The following is a 22,125-nucleotide window of genomic DNA, read 5'->3' as shown; positions in this document are numbered from 1 at the left end:
ACCCCCTCCCCGCGGGTGGCTACCCCCCCCCCCCCCCCGCGCTCCACACCCCCCCCCCCCCCTCCACCCGCGACCGGGGTCAGACCCCGGCGGAGTCCGCGACCACGTCCTCCTCGTCCACCGCGGGGGCGCTGAACTGCGACTCGTAGAGCCGCGCGTACGCCCCGCCGGCGGCGAGCAGCGCGTCGTGGTCGCCCTGCTCCACGATCTGCCCGTGCTCCATCACCACGATGGTGTCGGCGTCACGGATCGTGGACAGGCGGTGCGCGATGACGAACGACGTGCGGTTCGCCCGCAGCGCGTTCATCGCCTGCTGCACCAGCACCTCGGTGCGCGTGTCGACCGAGCTCGTCGCCTCGTCGAGCACGAGGATCTCCGGGTCGGCCAGGAACGCCCGGGCGATGGTGAGCAGCTGCTTCTCGCCCGCGGACAGCGAGGTGGCCTCGTCGTCCAGGAGCGTGGCGTACCCGTCGGGCAGCGTGCGCACGAACGGGTCGACGTGGGTGGCCTCCGTGGCGGCGAGGAACTCCGCCTCCCCCACCGTGGCGCCGTCGCGCACGCCGTAGCGGAGGTTCTCCTCGATGGTGCCCTTGAACAGCCAGGTGTCCTGCAGCACCATGCCGATCCGCGAGCGCAGGTCGTCCCGCGTCAGCTCGCGGGAGTCCACGCCGTCGAGCGTGATCCGGCCGGAGTTCACCTCGTAGAACCGCATGAGCAGGTTGACCAGCGTCGTCTTGCCGGCGCCCGTCGGCCCGACGATCGCGATCGTCTGGCCGGGCTCCGCCACGAGGTCGAGGTGCTCGATGAGCGGCGTCTCGGGGTCGTAGGAGAACGACACGTCCTCGAACGCCACGCGGCCGCGCACGTCCGCCAGCCGGCGGGGGTCCGCCGGGTCCGGCTCCTGCTCCGGGGCGTCGAGCAGCTCGAAGACCCGCTCGGCCGACGCGACGCCCGACTGCAGCAGGTTCATCATCGACGCGATCTGGGTGAGCGGCTGCGTGAACTGCCGCGAGTACTGGATGAACGCCTGGACGTCACCGAGGGACAGCTGGCCCGACGCCACGCGCAGGCCGCCGATCACGGCCACGACCACGTAGTTGAGGTTGGCGAGGAAGCCCATCGACGGCTGCATGGTGCCGGAGATGAACTGCGACTTGCGGGACGCGTCGTACAGCGCCTCGTTCTCCGCGCCGAACTTCTCCGCCGCCGCCTCCTGGCGCCCGTAGACCTTCACCAGCGAGTGCCCGGTGAACATCTCCTCGACGTGCGCGTTGAGCCGGCCGGTGGCCGCCCACTGCGCCACGAACTGCGGCTGCGACCGCTTGGCGATCTGCATCGTGAGGACCACCGACAGCGGCACCGTGACGAGCGCGACCAGCGCCAGCACCCACGAGATCCAGAACATCATGCCGAGCACGCCGATCACCGTGAGCACGGAGGTCACGAGCTGCGCGAGCGTCTGCGTCGTCGTCTGCGCGACGTTGTCGATGTCGTTGGTGACCCGCGAGAGGATCTCGCCCTTGGCCTGCTTGTCCACGTAGCTCAGCGGGATGCGGTGGAGCTTGGCCTCCACCTCGTCGCGCAGGCGGCGCATCGTGTTCTGCACCGCGATCGTCATGATGCGCGCCTGCAGCCACCCGAAGAGGAACGCGCCCACGTAGATCGCGAGCACCCACATCAGGATCTCGCCGAGCCGGGTGAAGTCCACGCCCTGGCCCGCGACCACGTCGGGCAGCGAGGAGATCAGGCCGGCCTGGGCGCTGTCCCCGGAGGCGCGCAGCATGGTGGCGGCCTCCTCGCCGGTGGTCCCGGCGGGGACGCCGGCCGCCGTGAGCGCCTTGCCGACCACGCCGGCGAAGATGACGTTGGTCGCGTCACCGAGGATCTTCGGGCCCGCCACGGTGAGCGCCACCGAGACGACGCCGCACAGGGTGAGCAGGACGACGCGCGCCCGCTCGGGGCGCATCACACGGGCGAACCGCACGAGCGACCCGCGGAAGTCCATCGCCTTGGCGCCGGGGGCGCCGCCCATGCCCATCGGGCCGCCTCCTCGCGGGCCCCCGGCGGGGCGGGCGGGCGCGGCCGGTGCCTTGCGTTCGGTGCTCATGCCGCCTCCTCGAGGGACATCTGGGAGGAGACGATCTCCTGGTAGGTCTCGTTGTCCGCCAGCAGCTCGGCGTGCGTGCCGCGCCCGACGATGCGCCCGTGGTCCAGCACGAGGATCTGGTCCGCGTCCCGGATGGTCGCCACGCGCTGGGCCACGACCAGGACGGTCGCGTCGTGCGTGCGGGGCCTCAGCGCCGCGCGCAGGCGCGCGTCGGTGCTGTAGTCGAGAGCCGAGAACGAGTCGTCGAACAGGTAGACCCGCGGGCGCCGCACCACGGCGCGCGCGATGGCGAGCCGCTGCCGCTGGCCGCCGGAGAAGGTGCTGCCACCCTGCGCCACCGGCGCCTCGAGCCCGTCCGGCAGCGCCTCGACGAAGTCGCGCGCCTGCGCGATCTCGAGCGCGGCCCACATCTCGTCCTCGGTGGCGTCGGCCTTGCCGTAGCGCAGGTTGTCCGCGACCGTGCCGCTGAACAGGAACGCCTTCTGCGGCACCAGGCCGAGCACGGAGCCGAGGTCGCCCGTCGACAGGTCGCGCACGTCCACGCCGTCCAGGAGCACCCGGCCGTCGGTCACGTCGAACAGGCGCGGCACCAGGTTGAGCAGCGTCGTCTTGCCCGCACCGGTGGAGCCGATGATCGCGGTCACCCGGCCGGGCGTCGCGGTGAACGTCAGGTCGTGCAGCACGGGCTCGTCCGCGCCCGGGTAGCGGAACTCGACGCCCTCGAACGCCACCTCGCCGCGCGGCCCCTCGCCGTCGGCCAGGGCGGTGAGGGACACCGGCGCGTCCGGCTCGGTGACCGAGGTCTCGGTGTCGAGCACCTCGGAGATGCGGCCCGCGGCGACGGAGGCACGCGGCACCATCATCACCATCATCGTCGACATCATGACGGCCATGAGGATGTACATGATGTAGCTGAGGAACGCCATGAGCGCGCCCACCTGCATCTGGCCGTTGTCGATGCGCTCCGCGCCGAACCACAGCACGGCGACGCTGGACGCGTTCATGATGAGCATGACCATCGGGAACGCCAGCGCCATGAGCTTGCCGGCGTTCAGCGACGTGTCGTACAGCGCCTCGTTCGTGGCGCCGAACCGCTCCCGCTCGCGCTCCTCGCGGACGAACGCGCGCACCACCCGCAGCCCGGTGATCTGCTCGCGCAGCACCCCGTTGATGGCGTCGATCCGCTTCTGCATCGCCCTGAAGTAGGGCACCATCCGCCACATCAGCAGGCCCATCGCGATGCCCAGGACGGGCACCACGACGAGCAGCAGCGCGGAGAGCTCGACGTCCTCCTGCAGGGCCATGATGACGCCGCCGACCAGCATGATCGGCGCCATCACCATGATGGTGAAGGTCATCAGCACGACCATCATCACCTGCTGCACGTCGTTGGTCGTGCGGGTGATGAGCGACGGGGCGCCGAACTGGCCGAGCTCGCGGGCGGAGAAGCCCTGCACGGAGTCGAACAGGTCGCGCCGCACGTCCCGGCCCAGCGCGGTGGCGGTCCGGGCGCCCAGGAACACGGCGCCGATCGCGCACAGGACCTGGCCGAGGCTCACGACGAGCATCCAGCCGCCCACGCGCATGATGTAGCCGGTGTCGCCCGTCGTCACGCCGTTGTCGACGATGTCGGCGTTGAGGGAGGGCAGGTAGAGGGAGGCGAGCGTCGCGAGCAGCTGGAGCACCAGCAGCAGGCCGACGGCGCCGGAGTAGGGGCGCAGATAGCTCCGCGCCAGGGAGACGAGCATCAGGGCTCCTGGGGGTGGGGGGTACGGGGCGTGGCCCCGGGGTGATTCTCCGTCGCCGCGGGGTCGCGGTCCTGGTCTTTTTCGGCCGTGGGCGGGCCGCCGGCGGTGCCGCCCGTATCGGTGTCGGTGTCGGTGCGGGCGATGCCGTGCACGAGGGCGTCGGCCACCACGCGGGGCGACGGCGCGGGGAGCAGGTGGTCGACGCGACCGTGCGTGCCCGCGATGCTCGCCTCGAGGAGCGCGACGGCGACCTCGATCGGCACCCGCAGCCGGTGCTCGTCGGGCTGCAGCACGCCGATCAGCCCGGCCACCGTCGCCTCGCGCTGCTGCTCGCGCTGTGTCGCGAGCTGGGCGCGGAAGTCCTGCACGTGCTCGGAGGGGACCATGTCGCGGGCTCCGGTGCGGTGGTGCAGCGCGCGCAGCACGCCCATCCACCGCACCACGTCGCTCATGCGGCGCCGGCCGAGCTCGATGACGCGCTCGAGCCGCTCCTCGAGCGGCGCCTCGCGGTCGATCGCCGCCAGCTCCGCGCGGGTCTCGACCGGGCCGGAGGCGCGGTGCAGCCCCTCGACCGCGACGGCGCCGATCAGCGTGAGCTTGTCCCCGAAGGCGCGGAACAGGGTGCCCTCGGCGACCCCGGCCGCGTCGGCGAGCTCGCGGCTGGTCACGTCGAGGCCGAACTCGCCGACCAGCGGCAGCACGGCGTCGATGATCGCGGTCCGCCGGTCGTCCGGGGAGAGCGGGGTGGCGCGACGACTCGCGCCCTGTGCAGCCAGCATGAGCGCCATGCTAAATGAGTGAGCACTCACTCGTCCACCCCTCCGCCGCTCGCGTCGCGACCGGGGCCGGACATGACGGGACCCCGCCACCCCACGAGGGGTGACGGGGCCCCGTCCCGGCGTCCGCCGACTACTGCTGCTGCGGCTCGTCCGGCTCGCCGGTCACCGGGCGCGGCGGGATGCCGGTGGCCGGAGGCGGGGTCGGGCCGTCGGCGGGGCGCTGGCCGCGCTCGGCCGAGGGGTCGAACGGTGCACCCGACCGGGTGCCAGCGCTCGTGGCGTCGGCGGTCGCGGCCTCGGCCTGACGACGCGCCTCGGCGAGGGCCTCGCCCGGGTCGGTCAGCGCCGTCTCGGGGAACGCGGTCCGCGGGCGCGGCGTGCGCTCGCCCTCGCCCTCCCCCGACGGCGGGGTCGGGATGCCGGGCGTGCCGGGCACGCCGCCGAAGCCCTGCGCGATCGAGCCGAGCGCGGCCGTGAACTCGGTCGGCACGACCCACAGCTTCGAGGCGTTGCCGTTGGCGATCTGCGGCAGCATCTGCAGGTACTGGTACGCGAGCAGCTTGGGGTCGGCGTCGCCCTGGTGGATGGCGTCGAAGACCTGCAGGATCGCCCGCGCCTCACCCTCGGCCGTGAGGATCGCCGCCTGGGCGTTACCCTCGGCGCGCAGGATCTGGGACTGCTTCTCGCCCTCGGCCGTGAGGATCTGCGACTGCTTGACGCCCTCGGCCGTGAGGATCGTGGCGCGGCGGTCGCGCTCGGCGCGCATCTGCTGCTCCATCGCGCCCTGCACGGAGGCGGGCGGGTCGATCGACTTCAGCTCGACGCGGTTGACGCGCACGCCCCAGCGGCCCGTCGCCTCGTCGAGGACCCCGCGCAGCTGGCCGTTGATCTGGTCGCGGCTGGTGAGGGTCTGCTCCAGGTCCATCGAGCCGACGACGTTACGCAGCGTGGTGACGGTGAGCTGCTCGATGGCGGTGATGTAGTTCGCGATCTCGTAGACGGCGGACTTCGGCTCCGTCACCTGGAAGTAGACGACGGTGTCGATGCTCACCACGAGGTTGTCGCTCGTGATCACCGGCTGCGGCGGGAAGGAGACGACCTGCTCGCGCAGGTCGACGCCCGCGCGCACGCGGTCGATGAACGGCACGAGCCAGTGGAGCCCCGGCTCGAACGTGTGCCGGTAGCGGCCGAGGCGCTCGATGATGAGCGCCGTGGCCTGCGGCACCACCCGCACCATCTTGAACAGCGCCACGACCACGAAGATCACGAGCGCGAGAATCACGATCCATAGCACGATGGTGCCGGCGTTGGGGTCGGACACGAGGGTCCCTTTCTGTCGACGTCGAACAGGACTGCCGGCACACCCGGCAGGGTGGTGCACGCCCCCAGGGGGCGTCCGTCAGGCGCTGTGCTCGGGCTGGGAGTGCGAGGTCGGGACGGGCTCGACCACGGCGGTCGCACCCTCGATGCGCACGACCCGCAGCTCGGCGCCCGCGGGCACCCGCCCGGTCGAGTTCGGCACGCCGTCGTCGACGAGCCGGGCGCTCCAGACCTCGCCCGCGAGCTTGACGCGGCCCCCGGCCTCGGTGATCTCGCTGAGCGCGACCGCGGGACGGCCCACGTGCGCCGCGACGTTGGTCTCCTGCAGCGGCACGCGCTGCTTGAGGTGCTGCAGGAGCCACGGGCGCAGCAGGAGCACGAGCAGCAGCGCGAAGACGCACGCCACCACGAACTGCAGCCACACCGGGCCGCCCGCCGCCGCCGTCACGGAACCGGCCAGCGCGCCCCCGGCGAGCATGATGAACACGAGGTCCAGCGAGAACATCTCGATGGCGGCCAGCACCAGCGCCGCGCCGATCCACCACAGCCAGGAATCCATGGTCACCTCCGCCAGGCCCTGCACCGGGACCCGACTGTCGCGGCCACAGGGTTTTGCTCAGACTTTACCAAGATTTCCCCCGTGCCGGGAACAGTCAGCGGCTGGCGGGTCGCGCCGCGCGCGCGAGCCAGCGACCGCCCCCGTGGGCGACCATCAGCGGCATCCCGAAGGCCTGCGAGAGGTTGTCCGCCGTGAGCACCTCCTGGATCGGGCCGGCGGCCTGGATCCCGCCGTGGCGCATGAGCAGCAGGTGCGTGAAGCCCGGCGGGATCTCCTCGACGTGGTGCGTCACGAGCACCAGGACGGGCGACGCCGGGTCGGCCGCGAGCTCCGAGAGCGCGCCCACCAGCTCCTCGCGACCGGCGAGGTCGAGGCCCGCCGCCGGCTCGTCGAGCAGCAGGAGCTCCGGGTCGGTCATGAGGGCGCGGGCGATCTGCACGCGCTTGCGCTCCCCCTCGGACAGGGTGCCGTAGTAGCGGTCGGACAGGTCCGCGACGTCGAACGCCGCGAGCAGGTCCTTGGCGCGCTGCTCGTCGAACTCCTCGTACGACTCCTGCCAGCGGCCCGTCACGCCGTAGGCGGCGGTCAGCACGACGTCGCGCACCGTCTCGTGGCCCGGGATGCGGTCGGCGAGCGCGGCGGACGCGAAGCCGATGCGCGGGCGCAGCTCGAAGACGTCGACACGGCCCAGCCGCTCCCCCAGGAGCTCCGCGGTGCCGGACGTGGGGTGCGAGCGCGCCGCGAGGATCTGCAGCATCGTCGTCTTGCCGGCGCCGTTGGGCCCCAGCACCACCCAGCGCTCGCCCTCGTTCACCTGCCAGTCCACGGCGTCGAGGATGGTGGTGGTACCGCGTCGAACGGTGACGCCCTGCAGGTCGAGAACCGCGCTCATGAGGCCCGACCCTACCCGAGGCCCGACGCCGGACCGGCCTGCGTCCGGACCCGCCGGACGTCTACTGTGAGGCCGTGGAGACCTCCCCCGACGCGCTGCCGCGCAGCGTCGTCCTCGCGCTCTGGCTGCAGACCGCGGGTGCCGCGCCCGGCGTCGTCGTGCGCAGCGTGCAGGGCGACGACGAGCCGCACGGCGTCGTGGGCATGCCCGGCCGCGAGGACGACGCCGACCTGCGCGCCCTCGTGACCGCGTGGCTCGACGGCCCGCGCGAGGTGTGCGCGCTCCTGCCGGCGCCCGGCGACCTGGGCGGCGTGCCCGCGGCCGTGAGCGCGGAGGCCACCGACGCCGGCGAGTGCGTGATGGTCACCACGCCGGCCGGGTCCTGGGCCGCGGTGCCGGCCGTCACGACGTTCGGCAGCGCCCTCGAGCCGGGCCACCTCGTCGCCTGGCAGGTGCGGCCGGTACCCGCGTGGTCGACCCGCGTGGCGGGCACGCTGGGCGCCCTGCCGGACGCCGAGCGCGAGCTGCGCACCAGCCTCGTGACCGCCACCGAGGCGCTCGACGCCCTCGACGTGGCACGGTGGCGCGACGACGCGGCGGACGCGATCGAGCGCCTGCGCGGGGGCAGCACGGACGGCTGGCCGGTGCCCGCCCTCGAGGGCCGGCGTGCGCGCGTGCTGCAGCTCGCCACGCGGCTCCTGGCGATCGTCGACCTCGCGACCGTCGACGAGGGCGGCGCTGTCAACGTCTGGCAGTCCGACCAGCGCTCCACCGCCCTGCGCGAGGTGGAGCGCACCGCGCGGCGGGCGCTGAGCGCCGCCACCTACGGCGCGGTGCGCTGACCGCCCCGAGGCCCACGGCCCGCCTCCGTCAGCCCGCGAGGACCGCCCGGTAGACGTCGAGCGTGCGGCCCGCGACGGCGTCCCAGGAGAACAGGTCCTCGGCACGGCGCCGGCCCGCCGCGCCCATCTCCGCCCCGCGGGCCGGGTCGTCGAGCACGCCCAGGAGCGCGGCCGCCAGGTCGCCGACGAACCGTTCGGGGTCCAGCGGGGTGCCCGTGCCGTCGTCGGCCTGCTCGATCGGCACCAGCGCGCCGGTGACGCCGTCGTCGACCACCTCGGGGATGCCGCCCGTCGCGGTGCCGACCACGGGAAGGCCGACGGCCATGGCCTCGAGGTTGACGATGCCGAGCGGCTCGTACACCGAGGGGCAGACGAACACGGTGCTCGCGGCGAGCACCGCGATCAGGTCGGGGCGCGGCAGCATCTGCTCGATCCACACGACGCCCGCCTCGGCGCCGCCCCCGCCGGGTCCGGCCTCCCCCGTGCCGCCGCGCGCGCGACGCAGCTCGGCGACCAGGCCGCGCACCTCGTCCATGAGCTCCGGGGTGTCCGGGGCGCCGGCGCACAGCACGAGCTGCACCTCGCGCGGCAGCCGGGCCGCGGCGCGCAGCAGGTAGGGCAGCCCCTTCTGCCGGGTGATGCGCCCGACGAACACGACGGCCGGGCGCTCGGGGTCGATGCCGAGGTCGCGCACCACCCGCTCCGCCTCCGGGTCGTCGACCGCGGGCCGCCGCCAGCCGGCCAGGTCGATCCCGTTGTGCACGACGTGCACGCGCTCGGGGTCGAGCTCGGGGTAGACCCGCAGGATGTCGGCGCGCATGCCTGCCGACACCGCGATCACGCCCGCCGCCCCCACGTAGGCGGTGCGCTCCGCCCACGACGACAGGGCGTAGCCGCCGCCGAGCTGCTCCGCCTTCCACGGTCGCAGCGGCTCGAGCGAGTGCGCCGTCACCACGTGCGGCACGCCGTGCAGCAGGCCGCCCAGGTGGCCGGCGAGGTTCGCGTACCAGGTGTGGGAGTGCAGCACGTCCGCGCCGGCGACGTCCTGCGCCATGGCGAGGTCGACGCCGAACGTGCCGAGCACCGGGTCCGCGGCCGCCAGCCCGGCGGGCACGCCGTACCCCGTCACGCCGGCCGCGGCGGCGTCCGCGGCGCGCGGCCCGTCGAAGCAGCGGACCCGCACGTCGACCTGGCGGCGCAGCACGGCGGACAGCTCCTCGACGTGCACGCCGGCGCCGCCGTAGACGTGCGGCGGGTACTCGCGGGTCAGCAGGTCGACGCGGATCGGGCTCGTCTGCGGGGTGCTCACGCGGCAAACCTACCCACCCGGGCGAGCGGCCGACGCGACCGTCCCCACGGTGCGGGCGGGTCGCGGGCGCGGCGGCCCACGACGCCCTAGGGTCGGGGGCATGGCGTCGACCCAGCCCCGCGTGCTCGCGATCGTCCTCGCCGGCGGCGAGGGCAAGCGGCTCATGCCCCTCACCGCGCACCGCGCCAAGCCGGCGGTCCCCTTCGGGGGGATCTACCGGCTGGTCGACTTCGCGCTCTCGAACATCATCAACTCGCGCTACCTGCGGGTCGTCGTGCTCACGCAGTACAAGTCGCACTCGCTGGACCGGCACATCTCCAAGACGTGGCGGATGTCCTCGCTGCTCGGCAACTACGTGTCGTCCGTGCCCGCGCAGCAGCGGGTGGGCAAGCACTGGTACCTCGGCTCGGCGGACGCGATCTACCAGTGCCTCAACATCATCGACGACGAGCGGCCGGACATCGTGGTCGTGGTCGGCGCCGACCACGTGTACCGCATGGACTTCTCGCAGATGGTCGAGTCGCACGTCGCGTCGGGGGCCCGCGCGACGGTGGCCGCCATCCGGCAGCCGATCGCGATGGCCGACCAGTTCGGCGTCATCGAGGTGGACCGCGAGGACCCGACGCGCATCTCCGAGTTCCTCGAGAAGCCCGAGAGCCCGGTGGGGCTGCCCGACTCCCCCACCGAGGTGCTCGCCTCGATGGGCAACTACGTGTTCGACGCCGACGCGCTCGTCGAGGCCGTCACGAAGGACTCCGCCGACCCGGACTCGCGGCACGACATGGGCGGCGACATCATCCCCGCGTTCGTGGCCGACGGCACCGCCGGCGTCTACGACTTCATCCGCAACGAGATCCCCGGGTCGACGGAGCGCGACCGGGACTACTGGCGCGACGTCGGCACCATCGACGCCTACTTCGAGGCCAACACCGACCTCATCGCCGTGCAGCCGGTGTTCAACCTGTACAACCAGGACTGGCCGCTGCTCACCGGGTACACGGGCCTGCCGCCGGCCAAGTTCGTGCACGCCGGCCCGGGCCGCCTCGGCCACGCCGCCGACTCGATCGTCTCGCCTGGTGTCCTCATCTCCGGCGCGACGGTCGCAGGGTCCATCCTGTCCCCGGGCGCCTACCTGCACTCCTGGGCCACCGTCACCGACTCCGTCGTGATGGACAACGTCCAGGTGGAGCGGCACGCCCAGGTCCACCGCGCCATCCTCGACAAGAACGTGGTGGTGAGCGAGCGGGCCCGGGTCGGCGTCGACCACGAGGAGGACCGGGCCCGCGGCTTCACCGTCTCGGAGTCGGGGATCACCGTCGTCCCGAAGGGCACCGTCGTTGCTTGATCCCGCTCCCCGCACCGCCCCCGTCCCCGCCGAGCCGCCGAGCCGGCGCCGCCTGGTGGTCACCGACGTCGACTCGACGTTCATCACCGCCGAGGTGATCGAGCTGCTCGCCGACCACGCCGGCACGCGCGCGCAGGTCGCCGAGGTGACCGAGCGCGCGATGCGCGGCGAGCTCGACTTCGCGGGCTCCCTGCGCGAACGGGTCGCCACGCTGCGCGGCGTGCCCGTCGAGGCGCTCACCGCGGTGCGCGAGGCGGTCGTGCTGACCCCCGGCGCCGCCGACCTCGTCAGCGAGGTGCAGCGGCGCGGCTGGGAGTTCGGCCTGGTCTCCGGCGGCTTCGCCGAGATCCTCGGCCCGATCGCCGCCGCCCTCGGCATCGGTCGCTGGCGCGCGAACCGGCTCGAGGTCGCCGACGGCGTCCTCACCGGCCGCACCGTCGGCCCCGTCGTCGACCGGGCGGACAAGGCCGCCACCCTGCGCCGGTGGGCCGACGAGTGCGGGCTGGAGATGGTCGACACCGTCGCCGTGGGCGACGGCGCGAACGACCTCGACATGATCGACGCCGCCGGCATCGGCATCGCGTTCGCGGCCAAGCCCGTCGTCCGGGCGCAGGCCCCGTTCAGCCTGGACGGCCCGCGCCTCGACGCCGTGCTCGACATCGTCGACGAGGTGGACGCCGCCGCCGGCCGCGCGCCGGGCAGCGCGCAGCCGTAGCGCGAAGCCCCTGGCAGGGGCCAGGATCGGACCATGGCGACGACGGTCGAGACCAACGCCCTCAACACCATCGACGAGTCCGAGCGGCACGGCCGCCCCCGCGACCTGTTCTGGCCGTGGTTCGCGGCCAACGTGTCCGTGCTCGGCCTCGGCTACGGCGCGTACCTGCTGGCGTTCGGGGTGTCGTTCTGGCAGGCCGTGCTGGTGGGCCTCGTCGGCATCGTGGCGTCGTTCCTGTGCTGCGGGTTCATCTCGCTGGCCGGTCGGCGCGGGTCCGCACCGACGATGGTGCTCAGCCGCGCCGCGTTCGGCGTGGACGGCAACCGGCTGCCCTCCCTGCTGTCGTGGATCCTCACCGTCGGCTGGGAGACCGTGCTGGTGGCGCTCGCCACCCTCGCCACCGCGACCGTGCTCGGCACGCTCGGCTGGGGCGGCGGCACCGTGACCCAGGTGGTCACGCTGGCCGTGGTGGCCCTGGTCGTCGTGACGGCGGGGATCTTCGGGTTCCAGCTCGTGATGCGCCTGCAGCAGGTCATCACCGTCCTGACCGCCGTGCTGACCGTCGTGTACGTGGTGCTCGTCGCGGGCCACATCGACTGGGCCACGGTCGCGGCGATCCCGCCCGGGCACGCGCCCCAGGTGATCGGCGGGCTCGTGTTCATGATGACCGGGTTCGGCCTCGGCTGGGTGAACATGGCGGCCGACTACTCCCGCTACCTGCCGCGCACGGCCTCCGGCCCCGGCGTCGTCGGCTGGACGACGTTCGGCGCGTCCCTGCCGCCCGTGCTGCTCCTGGTCGCGGGCCTCCTGCTCGCCGGGTCGGACCCCGCCCTCGCGGACGCGATCGGCACCGACCCGATCGGCGCGCTCGCCGTGCTGCTGCCCGAGTGGTTCCTGATCCCGTTCATGGTCGTGGCCCTCGCCGGCCTCATCGGCGGCGCGGCGCTCGACATCTACTCCTCCGGGCTCGCCCTCCTGTCGCTGGGCCTGCCCGCCCCGCGCTGGGTCGCGGCCGCGATCGACGGCGTCCTCATGGTGCTGGGCGCCGTGTACGTGGTCTTCGTCGCCGACGACTTCTTCGGCCCGTTCCAGGGCTTCCTCATCACCCTCGGCGTCCCGATCGCCGCCTGGTGCGGCGTGCTGCTCGCCGACATCGCCCTGCGGCGCCGCGACTACGCCGACGCGGAGCTGGGCGACCGGCGCGGCCGGTACGGGAGCGTGCGCTGGCCCGCCGTCCTCCTCGTGGTCGGCGGCACCGTGGTCGGCTGGGGCCTGGTGACCAACACCTACGCCGGGTGGCTGTCCTGGCAGGGCTACCTGCTGGGGCCGCTGGGCCTCGGCGGGCGGGACGGGCAGTGGGCCGGCGCCAACCTCGGCGTCCTGGTCGCCCTCGCGCTCGGGCTGCTCGGCACGTTCCTGTTCTCCGCCCGGGCCGTCCGCCGGCAGGAGGCGGCGTGAGCGCCGCGGTGCTGGTCGTCGTCGACATGCAGACCGTCTTCGGCGAGCCCGGCAGCCCCTGGGCGTCGCCGGACTTCGGGGCCGCGGCCGACGGCGTGCGGCGGCTGCTGCCCGCGTTCGCGGGCCGCACCGTCTGGACGCGCTACGTGGCGCCGGCCGATCCGGCCGGCGCGTGGCGGGAGTACTTCGCGCAGTGGCCGTTCGCTCTCGTGCCCGCCGACGACCCGCTCTACGCGATCGCCGACGGCCTCGACCCCGCTGGCGCGCCGGTCGTCACCGCGACGACGTTCGGCAAGTGGGGACCGGAGCTCGACGCCGCCGCCGGCGGCGCGGCCGACCTGGTGGTGGCCGGCGTCTCCACCGACTGCTGCGTGCTGTCCACCGTGCTCCCCGCGGCCGACGCCGGACGGCGGGTGCGGGTGGTGGCGGACGCGTGCGCCGGCGCGAGCCGCGAGGACCACGAGCGGGCGCTGGCCGCGATGCGGCTCTACGCGCCGCTGGTGGAGGTCACCTCGGTCGACGAGGTGCTCGGCACCACCTGAGCCGGGGCGGGTGGGCACCCGGGCCCGCCGGACCGGAGGTCAGGACGGGCGGCCGACGTGCACGAGGCGCGAGGTGCTGCGGCCCCAGTCGGCCCACGGGTGCGCGGCGGACTCCAGCACCGAGTAGGTGGCCGTCGGGACGCCGACCCGCACCTGGGCGAGCGCGGCGGGCTCGGACCCCTCGGCGGCGAGGTACGCCGCCGTCGCGGCCATGGTCGGCTCGTGCCCGACGACGAGGACGGTGCGCACGGACTCCTCGACCTCCCGCAGGAGGCCGAGGACGTCGCGCACGCTCGCCTCGTAGAGCTCGTCGCGCACCTCGAGGACGGTCGCGGCGGACCCGTCCAGGTGGGCGGAGGCCAGGTCCCAGGTCTGACGGGTGCGCAGCGCGGACGACACCAGCGCGACCTGCGGCACCAGGCCGGCCGCGGTGAGGGCCATGCCCACGCGGCTCGCCTGCTTGCGCCCGTTGAGCGCGAGGGGACGCTGCTCGTCGGAGAGCGCACCCTTGCCCGGCTCCGCCTTCGCGTGCCGCAACAGCACGAGACGCCAGGTCGGCCCGTCGCCCTCGGCCTGCGTTACCGCTCTCATGCGCTCCGTCTCACAGGTCGGTCCGGGGGTCGTTCCGGGACCGGCCCGTCACTGACCCATCGCGTGCACACCACCGTCGACGTGGACGATCTCACCGGTCGTGGCGGGGAACCAGTCCGAGAGAAGCGCCACGACGGCGCGCGCAGCGGGCTCCGCCGTCGTCTGGTCCCAGCCCAGCGGGGCACGCTGCGGCCAGGCGTCCTCCATGGTCGCGAAACCCGGGATGGACTTCGCGGCCGTGGTGCGGATGGGCCCGGCGGAGACGAGATTACACCGGATGCCGTGCGGCCCGAGGTCACGGGCCAGGTAGCGGTTCGCGGACTCCAGCCCGGCCTTCGCGACGCCCATCCAGTCGTAGACCGGCCAGGCGAACGAGGCGTCGAAGGTGAGGCCCACGTAGGCGCCGCCGGACATCAGCGGGCGGGCCGCCTCGATGAGCGACTTGTACGAGTAGGTGGACACCTGCAGCGCCGTGGCGACGTCGCCCCACTCCGCGGCGAGGAAGTTGCCGCCCATGACGGACTGCGGGGCGAAGCCGATCGAGTGCACGACGCCGTCGATGCCGTCGACGTGCTCCTGCACGCGCTCCGGGAGGGCCGCGAGGTCCTCGTCGCTGGTGACGTCGAGCTCGACCACGGGCGCCGTGACGGGCAGCCGCTTGGCGAAGGCCTGCGTCAGCTTCATCTGGCGGCCGAAGGAGGTGAGCACCACCTCGGCGCCCTCCTCCTGGGCGAGGCGGGCGGCGTGGAACGCGATCGAGCTGTCCGTGAGGACGCCGGTGACGAGGAGCTTCTTGCCGTCGAGCAGAGCCATGATGACCTTCCGGTTGTGCTGAGGATGAGGGAGCGAGGGGCGGCGGGCGTCAGTGGCCCATGCCGAGGCCGCCGTCGACGGGGATGACCGCGCCGGAGACGTAGGCCGCGGCGTCGGAGGCGAGGAACCCGACGACGCCCGCGATCTCGTCGGTCGAGGCGAACCGCCCGGCGGGGATGCTCGCCTTGTACTGCTTCTGGGTGGCCTCGGGCAGGGCCGCCGTCATGTCGGTCTCCACGAAGCCCGGCGCCACGACGTTGGCCGTGATGCCCCGCGCGCCGAGCTCGCGGGTGATCGACCGGGCCATGCCGACCAGCGCGGCCTTCGACGACGAGTAGTTGACCTGCCCGGGCCCGCCGTACAGGCCGACGACGGAGCCGACCAGCACGATGCGGCCCTTGCGCGCGCGGATCATGCCCTTGGAGGCGCGGCGCACGCAGCGGAAGGTGCCCGTGAGGTTGACGTCCAGGACGGTCTCGAACTCCTCGTCGCTCATGCGCATGAGGAGCTGGTCGCGGGTGACGCCCGCGTTCGCGACGAGCACCTGGACCGGGCCGAGGTCGGTCTCGATCGCCGAGAAGGCGGCGTCCACGGCCGCGGAGTCGGTCACGTCGGCGACGTAGCCGTGCACGCCCTCGGGGAGGTCGCCGCCCCGGTAGAGGGTGGCGACGGTGTCGCCGGCGGCGACGAAGTGCTCGGCGATCGTGCGGCCGATGCCGCGAGCGGCACCGGTGACGACGACGACCCGGCCCGTGGGTGCGGCACCGGCGGCGGCCGGGGTGGGCTGGGTGGCGGGGGCGTCGGTCACGGGGTCTCCTCGGCGGTGGTGCTCGTGGTCGTGGACGGGGCGGGACGGCGCGCGGAACACCGCCGACGCCCTGGTGACGGTACCCCGACGCGACGCTCCCGCAGGGTCGCGGCGCGTCACACGTCGCCCCGGCCGTTTGTCGGATCCCTACAAGGCGCGGGCCCCGCACGGCCGGTCGGGGGCGCGCGGAGCCCGCCGTAGACTGGCCGGGTGAGCAACGCCCGCGCGACCTCGCCCGGTTCGCGCCCCTCCGGGGACCGCCGTCACGGGGCGGACCGTGACGCCGAGGTCCCCTCGATCACCAGCGCTCCCGAGCCGCTGGAGGAGGACCAGGCGCGCCGTACCCGGCGCTACCTGGTGCAGATGGGCATCCGGATCGTGTGCTTCATCGGCGCCGTCCTGGTGGACGAGCTCTGGATCCGTCTGGTGCTCGTCGCGGCCGCCGTCGTGCTGCCGTACTCGGCGGTGCTGTTCGCCAACGCCGGGCGCGACCGCGTCTCCTACGACACCTCGCCGATGGTCGACGTCGCGCCCACCGCGCTCCCCGCGCCCGAGCCGCGGCCGGCCGCTCCGACCGGCCCCGCGACGTTCGACGACGGCACGCACCGCGTGGTGGAGCACCAGGACGACGTGGCCGAGGGCGCGGCCGACGACCCGGGTGAGGGCGACGGCCCGACCGACGAGAACCGTGGAGGAGACCGCTGATGGACGTGCTGGGGACCGGGGCCGACCCGGTGGCCGGTGAGCTGGTGTGCTCCGCCAAGGGCTGCCGGGGAGAGGCCGCGTGGGGCCTGCTGTGGAACAACCCGCGGCTGCACACGCCCGAGCGCCGCAAGGTCTGGCTCGCGTGCGACGACCACCGTGAGCACCTCGAGCAGTTCCTCGGCGCACGCTCCTTCTGGAAGCAGACCGTCCCCGTCGCGGAGCTCGACCGCGCGTGAGCACCTCCCCCGCGCCCGCGCCGGGCCGCCCCTCCGACCTGCCCGCCCCCGCCGCGCCCCGCACCCGCCGGCAGTGGGTCACCCTCGGCCTCGGTGCCGTGGCGCTGGCGGCGCTGTGCATCCTCGCCGCCTTCTGGCAGTGGCACCGCTACACCTGGCGCGAGGCGCAGATCGAGCTCGTCGAGACCAACTACGCGAGCGCGCCGGTGGCCCTCGACAGCCTGCTGCCCGAGCCGGGGGCCGACCTCGCCCCCGACGACGAGTGGCACCCCGCGGTGGCGACGGGCACCTACCGCCCGCAGGACACGGTGCTGCTGCGCAACCGCCCCGTCGGCGGCCAGCCCGGCTTCCACGTCCTGGTGCCGTTCGAGACGACGGGCGCCGACGGTCAGCCGCTCGTCCTGGTGGTCGACCGCGGCTTCGTCCCGCTCGGCGAGGACGCGAGCAGCCCGTCGTCCGTCCCCGATCCCCCGAGCGGGCAGGTCGAGGTGACGATGACGATGCGGCCCGACGAGCCGGCCTCCTCGCGCGGCACGCCCGCCGGCCAGGTCCAGGCGATCAACACCGGCCAGGTGCTCGCCGCCGGCTCGGAGGGCGCGGCCTGGGCCGACGGGGCCACGGCGGGCGGCTACGGACAGCTGCGCACCGAGGACCCGGCGGCCGCCACGACTCCCGGCGCGCTCCCCGAGCCCGACACCGACCCCGGCTCGCACCTGAGCTACACGTTCCAGTGGTGCATCTTCGCGCTCGGGGCGCTGGGCGGCTACATCGTCCTGTGGCGGCGCGAGACCCGGCCGGCGCGCGTCACCGCCGGCGACCTCATCGCGGCGCACGACGGCCCGGACCCCGACGGGGCCGGGTCCCGGGGCCCGCGGCCCGGGCGCCGCCGCGTCGACGAGGACTACGAGGACGCGCTGCTGGACGCCGCCGAGCAGGGCGGCGCCCACGAGGACGCCGCCCGGTAGGACGGGCCCGCGGGGCGGCTCGTCGAGCCGGCCGTCAGGCCAGGGAGACCAGCTCGGCGTAGTCCGCCGACCAGAGGTCCTCGTCGCCGTCGGGCAGGAGCAGGACGCGCTCGGGGTTGAGCGCGTCGACCGCCCCGTCGTCGTGGGTGACCATGACGACGGCGCCCTCGTAGGTGTCCAGGGCGCCGAGGATCTCGGCGCGTGACGCCGGGTCCAGGTTGTTGGTGGGCTCGTCGAGCAGCAGCACGTTCGCGCTGGAGACGACGAGCGTCGCGAGCGCGAGGCGCGTCTTCTCCCCGCCGGACAGGACGCTCGCGGGCTTCTCCGCGTCGTCCCCGCTGAAGAGGAACGAGCCGAGCACGGACCGCACCTGGGTGTCGGTGAGGTCGGGGGCGGAGTGCCGCAGGTTCTCGACCACGGTCGCGTCCATGTCCAGGGTGTCGTGCTCCTGGGCGTAGTACCCGATCTTCAGGCCGTGCCCCGGCACGACGCGGCCGGTGTCCGGCTCCTCCACGCCGCCGAGGATGCGCAGCAGCGTCGTCTTCCCGGCGCCGTTCAGCCCGAGGATGACGACGCGGGACCCGCGGTCGATCGCGAGGTCGACGCCCGCGAAGACCTCCTGGGAGCCGTAGCTCTTCGACAGCTCCGTCGCGGTGAGCGGCGTCCGCCCGCACGGGGCCGGCTTCGGGAAGCGCAGGTGCGCCACCTTGTCCGCGCGCCGCTCCCCCTCCAGGCCGGACAGCATGCGCTCCGCGCGCTTCATCATGTTCTGCGCGGCCGTGGCCTTGGTGGCCTTGGCGCGCATCTTGTCCGCCTGGGCCAGCAGCACGCCGGCCTTCTTCTCGGCGTTGGCGCGCTCGCGGCGTCGACGGCGCTCGTCCTGCTCGCGCTGCTCGAGGTAGGCGTCCCAGCCGAGGTTGTACTGGTCGAGCTCGCCCCGGTTGGCGTCCAGGTGGAACACCTTGTTCACGGTGGCGCGCAGCAGGTCGACGTCGTGGCTGATGACGACGAAGCCGCCGCTGTAGGTCTTGAGGTAGTCGCGCAGCCAGATGATCGAGTCGGCGTCGAGGTGGTTCGTCGGCTCGTCGAGCAGCAGCGTGTCGACGCCGGAGAACAGGATCCGGGCGAGCTCGATGCGGCGGCGCTGACCGCCCGAGAGGGTGTTCAGCGGCTGCGCGAGGACGCGGTCGTCGAGGCCGAGGTTGCTGGTGATCCGGTGCGCCTCGGACTCGGCGGCGTAGCCGCCGGCGGCGACGAAGCGCGCCTCGAGCTTCGGGTAGCGCTCGAGCGCAGCCTCCTGCGTGTCGGCGTCCGCGGAGGCCATGAGCCCCTCGGTCTCCCGCATCTGCGTGACGATGTGGTCCAGCCCGCGCGCGCTGAGCACGCGGTCCATCGCGACGACGTCGAGGTCACCCGTGCGCGGGTCCTGGGGCAGGTAGCCGATGTCGGTGCCCCGCGTGATCTGCCCGGCCGCGGGCAGGCTCTCGCCGGCGAGCGTCTTGGTGAGCGTCGTCTTGCCCGCGCCGTTGCGGCCGACCAGGCCGATGCGGTCGCCCGGGGCGATGCGGAACGTCGCCTCGTGCAGCAGGGTCCGGGCGCCGAAGCGCAGCTCGACGCCGTGGGCGGTGATCAAGGCAGGGGTGTCCTTCGTGAGTGCGGGGGGAGGCCGGGTCAGTCTACGGGCCCGGGCGCCGCCCCCACGAGGACATTGGTCACAGCACGCCGCGGGCGGGTGCACCGTGGTCCGGTGCGCCCGCCCGCGGCGGCCGATCGTGCGGGGCCGTCAGCGGCGGTGCCGCGGCGGTCCCCCGGTGGCGGCTACTTGCGCGCCGCCGTCATCCTCTCGTAGTTCGCGTCCGGCCCCGACGGCGGGGTGAGCGCGTCCGCGGCGGCCCACTGCGAGGCGGTGTCACCGAGCGTGTAGCGCAGCTCGACGCCACGGCGCACCTTGGAGATCGGCAGCCACGAGCCCGCGTAGTCGCGGTCGTCCAGCCGCAGGGACTGGACGAACGGCGCGGCGTGCGCGTCCTGGGACGTGGTGAGGCGCAGCGGCTTGTTGCCGAGCCACACCGTGGTCGCCGGGAACTGCGGCGTCGACAGCGCGACCCCGCCCGCGGTACCGACCGTCGGGAACATGCCGAGCGCGGCGAACACGTACCAGCTGGACGTCGCGCCCATGTCGTCGTTGCCCGGCAGCCCGTCCCGGCGCGTGGTGAACGCCGTGTCCATGATCTGCTGCACCACGTACTGGGTGGCGGCCGGCTTGCCGGCCCAGTTGTAGGCCCAGGGCGCGGCGTGCGCCGGCTCGTTGCCGATGTAGAGGCCCTCCGACTCCTGCCCGCCGTTGAGCTGGCGCAGGGTCGGCTTCGCGGTGAGGGCGTCGTCGACGCTGAAGAGGCGGTTGAGCCGCTCGACGGCGACGTCCTTGCCGCCCGACGCCGCGACGAGGTCCGACCAGGCGTACCCGAACGACCAGAAGTAGTTCGGCTCCGTCGACTCGTGGAACGAGCCCGTGGTCAGCTCGCCGGGCTCCCCCGGCGTCGTCGGCGCCTTGCGCGCCTTGATCGTGCCCGTGGAGGCGTCGAAGATGGTCCGCCACCAGCCGGCCCGGTCGTTCAGCGCGTCGAGGTCGGCGGCGGTGACGGCGACGCGCGGGTCCTTGCGCACGTCCTTCGGCAGGTCGGCGAGGAACGCCGCCGCGGCCCGGTCGCTGTTGTAGCGCTCGATGTTGGCCGAGGACGCGTCCGGGTAGTAGCCGTCGCGCAGGTACTGCTCGGCGTCGCTGAAGCTGGCGCGGTCGTTGCAGCTGCTCGTCGGGTCGAAGGCGGACTGCTTGACGAGCGCCCCGGCGCTGACGAGGTCGAAGTCGTCCACGCCGAACGCCTGCACGCCGGCCAGCACGGGCAGGGCGTTGTCGCCCGCCATCGGCGTGGAGTCGTCGCTGCCGTCCACCCAGTGCGGGAACGCGCCGCACTGCTGCGCGTCGACCACGAGGGACTGCATCATCTCGGCGGACTCCTTCGGCGCGAGCAGCGCGAGGAGCTGGGCCTGGGAGCGGTAGGTGTCCCACATCGAGAAGCTGGTGTACTGCGTCGAGTAGCTGCCGCGGCTGCCGTCCGGGCGCCGGTAGTCGTGGTCCCGGACGTTCGCGACCGCCCGGTCCTCGACGCCGCCCGTGGCGTCCACGTCGCCCGGGTACGGCTTCCGGGCCTCCATGCTGCGGAAGTCGCCGTTCACGTCGGAGTAGACGGTGGGCGAGCCGAAGACGCGGTAGAGCGCCGAGTAGAGCTGCACCAGGTCGTCCCGCTGGGCGGGCGACAGGGCGGAGGGGTCCGCGGCGCGGTCGACCTGCACCGTGTTCAGGCGCGCGTTCCAGTCCTGGTCGGCGTCGGCGCGGACCGCGTCGAAGGCGCCGTCCGGGTTCTCGGTGTCGAGGTTGAGCCGCGCGTTCTCGACGCTCACGGACGAGATGCCGGTGCGCATCGTCAGCGTGCGGTCGGTGTCGGTGAGGTCGTACTGGAAGACGCCCCCGCCGTTCTTGACGGTGTTGACGGTGGAGCCGTCGGCCTGGGCGCGCAGCGGCTTGTCGAGCTCGCCGTAGAAGTAGACGGGCGCGTTCCACTTGGTGCCGTACGGCGTGCAGAACGCCGGGGCGACGGTCTTGCCGGAGATCGTGCGGCCGTCGTCCGAGACCTCGAGCGAGACGTTCTCGGGCTTCACCTGGACGGAGCCGCCCTGGTTGGCCCGGGCGTTGACCCGCATGTCGAGGGCGAGGTAGCCCTGGTCGGCGTCGGGGAACGTGAAGCGCGCCATGCCGGTGCGCTGGGTGGCGGTGAGCTCGGCGTTCACGCCGGTGTCCAGGCCCACCTCGTAGTAGCCGGGCTTCGCGGTCTCGGTCGAGGTCTTGAAGCCGACCGCGCTGACCCGGTTGCTGCTGCTGACGAGCGGTGTCGCCGCCGTGCGCGGCATCATCGCCACGGCGCCCTGGCCCGGGCAGCCGACGCCGCTCAGGTGCGTGAGGCTGAAGAAGTTGATCGAGCCCGAGGTGGCGTTCGCCCCGATGAGGTAGCCGCCGGACCCGTTGAAGTTGGTCCGCGGCATGTCCGGGCCGAAGGTCACCGCGCCGAACGGCACCTGCGCCCCGGCGTTGACGTTCCCCGCGTAGCCGCTCGTCGAGTTCGTCGACGTGCCGATCCGCGGGTCGACGAACTGCGTGAGCGCGAGCTTGTCGCGGTGGTGCGGCGGCACGGCGCCGGTACCGGCGGCCGCGGAGATCTGACTGCCGAGACACAGGCCACCCACCACGACGAGGGAGACCACCGTCCTCGGCCAACGTGACACACGCATCGATGCGCTCCCGTCAACACGTGGCGACCCTGTTGTCGCCGCGG

General features: G+C 73.6%; 20 protein-coding genes. 8 read left to right on the top strand and 12 right to left on the bottom strand.

Going from position 1 to position 22,125, the window contains the following annotated elements; all coding sequences use genetic code 11:
- Nucleotides 1-79: 79 nt before the first annotated feature.
- The 6 genes from ACFU9A_RS11670 to ACFU9A_RS11645 all read right to left on the bottom strand — a co-directional run bounded on the left by ACFU9A_RS11670 (nucleotide 80) and on the right by ACFU9A_RS11645 (nucleotide 7,405).
- Nucleotides 80-2,107: an ABC transporter ATP-binding protein gene (locus ACFU9A_RS11670; protein WP_430575452.1), complete on the bottom strand. Its 2,028-nt coding sequence runs from the start codon at nucleotides 2,105-2,107 to the stop codon at nucleotides 80-82.
- Nucleotides 2,104-3,855, bottom strand: coding sequence for an ABC transporter ATP-binding protein (locus ACFU9A_RS11665; protein WP_430575451.1), 1,752 nt, complete (start codon nucleotides 3,853-3,855; stop codon nucleotides 2,104-2,106). Before ACFU9A_RS11665 ends, ACFU9A_RS11670 begins: the two co-directional genes overlap by 4 nt.
- Nucleotides 3,855-4,634 (bottom strand): TetR/AcrR family transcriptional regulator, encoded by a 780-nt coding sequence (locus ACFU9A_RS11660; RefSeq protein ID WP_430575450.1) that lies wholly within the window; start codon nucleotides 4,632-4,634, stop codon nucleotides 3,855-3,857. Before ACFU9A_RS11660 ends, ACFU9A_RS11665 begins: the two co-directional genes overlap by 1 nt.
- Before the next feature lie 130 nt (nucleotides 4,635-4,764).
- On the bottom strand, nucleotides 4,765-5,955 hold the full coding sequence (locus ACFU9A_RS11655) for an SPFH domain-containing protein (RefSeq protein WP_430575449.1): 1,191 nt from the start codon (nucleotides 5,953-5,955) through the stop codon (nucleotides 4,765-4,767).
- Nucleotides 5,956-6,033: 78 nt separating this feature from the next.
- Nucleotides 6,034-6,513 (bottom strand): NfeD family protein, encoded by a 480-nt coding sequence (locus tag ACFU9A_RS11650; RefSeq protein ID WP_430575448.1) that lies wholly within the window; start codon nucleotides 6,511-6,513, stop codon nucleotides 6,034-6,036.
- 94 nt (nucleotides 6,514-6,607) lie between these two features.
- Entirely contained in the window at nucleotides 6,608-7,405 is a 798-nt protein-coding gene (locus ACFU9A_RS11645; RefSeq protein ID WP_430575447.1) for an ABC transporter ATP-binding protein, read from the bottom strand.
- Nucleotides 7,406-7,479: 74 nt separating this feature from the next.
- On the opposite strand from ACFU9A_RS11645, the gene ACFU9A_RS11640 reads away from it, so the two are divergent.
- Nucleotides 7,480-8,247 (top strand): hypothetical protein, encoded by a 768-nt coding sequence (locus ACFU9A_RS11640; protein WP_430575446.1) that lies wholly within the window; start codon nucleotides 7,480-7,482, stop codon nucleotides 8,245-8,247.
- Nucleotides 8,248-8,275: 28 nt separating this feature from the next.
- Here the strand turns inward: ACFU9A_RS11640 and glgA are convergent, their stop codons facing one another.
- The gene (glgA, locus tag ACFU9A_RS11635) at nucleotides 8,276-9,532 is read right to left on the bottom strand and encodes a glycogen synthase (protein WP_430576454.1); all 1,257 of its coding nucleotides are present in this window, start codon (nucleotides 9,530-9,532) and stop codon (nucleotides 8,276-8,278) included.
- 124 nt (nucleotides 9,533-9,656) lie between these two features.
- On the opposite strand from glgA, the gene glgC reads away from it, so the two are divergent.
- The 4 genes from glgC to ACFU9A_RS11615 are packed head-to-tail and all read left to right on the top strand — an operon-like array spanning nucleotide 9,657 to nucleotide 13,616.
- The gene (glgC, locus tag ACFU9A_RS11630; RefSeq protein ID WP_430575445.1) at nucleotides 9,657-10,901 is read left to right on the top strand and encodes a glucose-1-phosphate adenylyltransferase; all 1,245 of its coding nucleotides are present in this window, start codon (nucleotides 9,657-9,659) and stop codon (nucleotides 10,899-10,901) included.
- On the top strand, nucleotides 10,894-11,616 hold the full coding sequence (gene serB / locus ACFU9A_RS11625; RefSeq protein WP_430575444.1) for a phosphoserine phosphatase SerB: 723 nt from the start codon (nucleotides 10,894-10,896) through the stop codon (nucleotides 11,614-11,616). The genes glgC and serB overlap by 8 nt, the downstream gene beginning before the upstream one ends.
- 33 nt (nucleotides 11,617-11,649) lie before the next feature.
- Nucleotides 11,650-13,074 (top strand): purine-cytosine permease family protein, encoded by a 1,425-nt coding sequence (locus ACFU9A_RS11620; protein WP_430575443.1) that lies wholly within the window; start codon nucleotides 11,650-11,652, stop codon nucleotides 13,072-13,074.
- Nucleotides 13,071-13,616 carry a cysteine hydrolase family protein gene (locus ACFU9A_RS11615; protein WP_430575442.1) on the top strand — a complete coding sequence of 182 codons (546 nt, stop codon included), beginning with the start codon at nucleotides 13,071-13,073 and terminating at the stop codon, nucleotides 13,614-13,616. The genes ACFU9A_RS11620 and ACFU9A_RS11615 overlap by 4 nt, the downstream gene beginning before the upstream one ends.
- A 39-nt stretch (nucleotides 13,617-13,655) precedes the next feature.
- Here the strand turns inward: ACFU9A_RS11615 and ACFU9A_RS11610 are convergent, their stop codons facing one another.
- From ACFU9A_RS11610 to fabG, 3 genes are read right to left on the bottom strand one after another with little or no spacing between them, the layout of a single operon-like run.
- Nucleotides 13,656-14,207, bottom strand: a complete 552-nt coding sequence (locus tag ACFU9A_RS11610; RefSeq protein WP_430575441.1) for a SixA phosphatase family protein — start codon at nucleotides 14,205-14,207, stop codon at nucleotides 13,656-13,658.
- Nucleotides 14,208-14,255: 48 nt separating this feature from the next.
- Nucleotides 14,256-15,020, bottom strand: a complete 765-nt coding sequence (fabI, locus tag ACFU9A_RS11605; RefSeq protein ID WP_430575440.1) for an enoyl-ACP reductase FabI — start codon at nucleotides 15,018-15,020, stop codon at nucleotides 14,256-14,258.
- A 49-nt stretch (nucleotides 15,021-15,069) separates the two neighbouring features.
- Nucleotides 15,070-15,828, bottom strand: coding sequence for a 3-oxoacyl-ACP reductase FabG (fabG, locus tag ACFU9A_RS11600; RefSeq protein ID WP_430575439.1), 759 nt, complete (start codon nucleotides 15,826-15,828; stop codon nucleotides 15,070-15,072).
- A gap of 210 nt (nucleotides 15,829-16,038) precedes the next feature.
- On the opposite strand from fabG, the gene ACFU9A_RS11595 reads away from it, so the two are divergent.
- The 3 genes from ACFU9A_RS11595 to ACFU9A_RS11585 are packed head-to-tail and all read left to right on the top strand — an operon-like array spanning nucleotide 16,039 to nucleotide 17,734.
- Nucleotides 16,039-16,533 (top strand): DUF3099 domain-containing protein, encoded by a 495-nt coding sequence (locus ACFU9A_RS11595; protein ID WP_430575438.1) that lies wholly within the window; start codon nucleotides 16,039-16,041, stop codon nucleotides 16,531-16,533.
- Nucleotides 16,533-16,769, top strand: a complete 237-nt coding sequence (locus tag ACFU9A_RS11590) for a hypothetical protein (protein WP_430575437.1) — start codon at nucleotides 16,533-16,535, stop codon at nucleotides 16,767-16,769. Before ACFU9A_RS11595 ends, ACFU9A_RS11590 begins: the two co-directional genes overlap by 1 nt.
- Nucleotides 16,766-17,734: an SURF1 family protein gene (locus tag ACFU9A_RS11585; protein ID WP_430575436.1), complete on the top strand. Its 969-nt coding sequence runs from the start codon at nucleotides 16,766-16,768 to the stop codon at nucleotides 17,732-17,734. Before ACFU9A_RS11590 ends, ACFU9A_RS11585 begins: the two co-directional genes overlap by 4 nt.
- Nucleotides 17,735-17,768: 34 nt before the next feature.
- On the opposite strand, the gene ACFU9A_RS11580 is transcribed toward ACFU9A_RS11585, so the two are convergent.
- Both ACFU9A_RS11580 and ACFU9A_RS11575 read right to left on the bottom strand, forming a co-directional pair.
- Complete coding sequence (locus tag ACFU9A_RS11580) at nucleotides 17,769-19,367, bottom strand: ABC-F family ATP-binding cassette domain-containing protein (RefSeq protein ID WP_430575435.1); 1,599 nt, start codon at nucleotides 19,365-19,367, stop codon at nucleotides 17,769-17,771.
- A 185-nt stretch (nucleotides 19,368-19,552) separates the two neighbouring features.
- Nucleotides 19,553-22,081 (bottom strand): GH92 family glycosyl hydrolase, encoded by a 2,529-nt coding sequence (locus ACFU9A_RS11575; protein ID WP_430575434.1) that lies wholly within the window; start codon nucleotides 22,079-22,081, stop codon nucleotides 19,553-19,555.
- Nucleotides 22,082-22,125 lie beyond the last annotated feature (44 nt).

It is taken from the genome of Isoptericola sp. NPDC057653, from assembly GCF_042799955.1.
Lineage (GTDB): Bacteria > Actinomycetota > Actinomycetes > Actinomycetales > Cellulomonadaceae > Isoptericola.
Note: the sequence above shows the minus strand (reverse complement) of the source record. Positions and strands in the feature narration are given on the sequence as shown.

Bases quoted from the DNA above. Each gene is read 5' to 3' on its own strand.
- ACFU9A_RS11670 (WP_430575452.1), bottom strand. From the start codon at position 2,107: ATGAGCACCGAACGCAAGGCACCGGCCGCGCCCGCCCGCCCCGCCGGG.
- ACFU9A_RS11665 (WP_430575451.1), bottom strand. From the start codon at position 3,855: ATGCTCGTCTCCCTGGCGCGGAGCTATCTGCGCCCCTACTCCGGCGCC.
- ACFU9A_RS11660 (WP_430575450.1), bottom strand. From the start codon at position 4,634: ATGCTGGCTGCACAGGGCGCGAGTCGTCGCGCCACCCCGCTCTCCCCG.
- ACFU9A_RS11650 (WP_430575448.1), bottom strand. From the start codon at position 6,513: ATGGATTCCTGGCTGTGGTGGATCGGCGCGGCGCTGGTGCTGGCCGCC.
- ACFU9A_RS11645 (WP_430575447.1), bottom strand. From the start codon at position 7,405: ATGAGCGCGGTTCTCGACCTGCAGGGCGTCACCGTTCGACGCGGTACC.
- glgC (WP_430575445.1), top strand. From the start codon at position 9,657: ATGGCGTCGACCCAGCCCCGCGTGCTCGCGATCGTCCTCGCCGGCGGC.
- ACFU9A_RS11620 (WP_430575443.1), top strand. From the start codon at position 11,650: ATGGCGACGACGGTCGAGACCAACGCCCTCAACACCATCGACGAGTCC.
- ACFU9A_RS11610 (WP_430575441.1), bottom strand. From the start codon at position 14,207: ATGAGAGCGGTAACGCAGGCCGAGGGCGACGGGCCGACCTGGCGTCTC.
- fabI (WP_430575440.1), bottom strand. From the start codon at position 15,020: ATGGCTCTGCTCGACGGCAAGAAGCTCCTCGTCACCGGCGTCCTCACG.
- ACFU9A_RS11590 (WP_430575437.1), top strand. From the start codon at position 16,533: ATGGACGTGCTGGGGACCGGGGCCGACCCGGTGGCCGGTGAGCTGGTG.
- ACFU9A_RS11575 (WP_430575434.1), bottom strand. From the start codon at position 22,081: ATGCGTGTGTCACGTTGGCCGAGGACGGTGGTCTCCCTCGTCGTGGTG.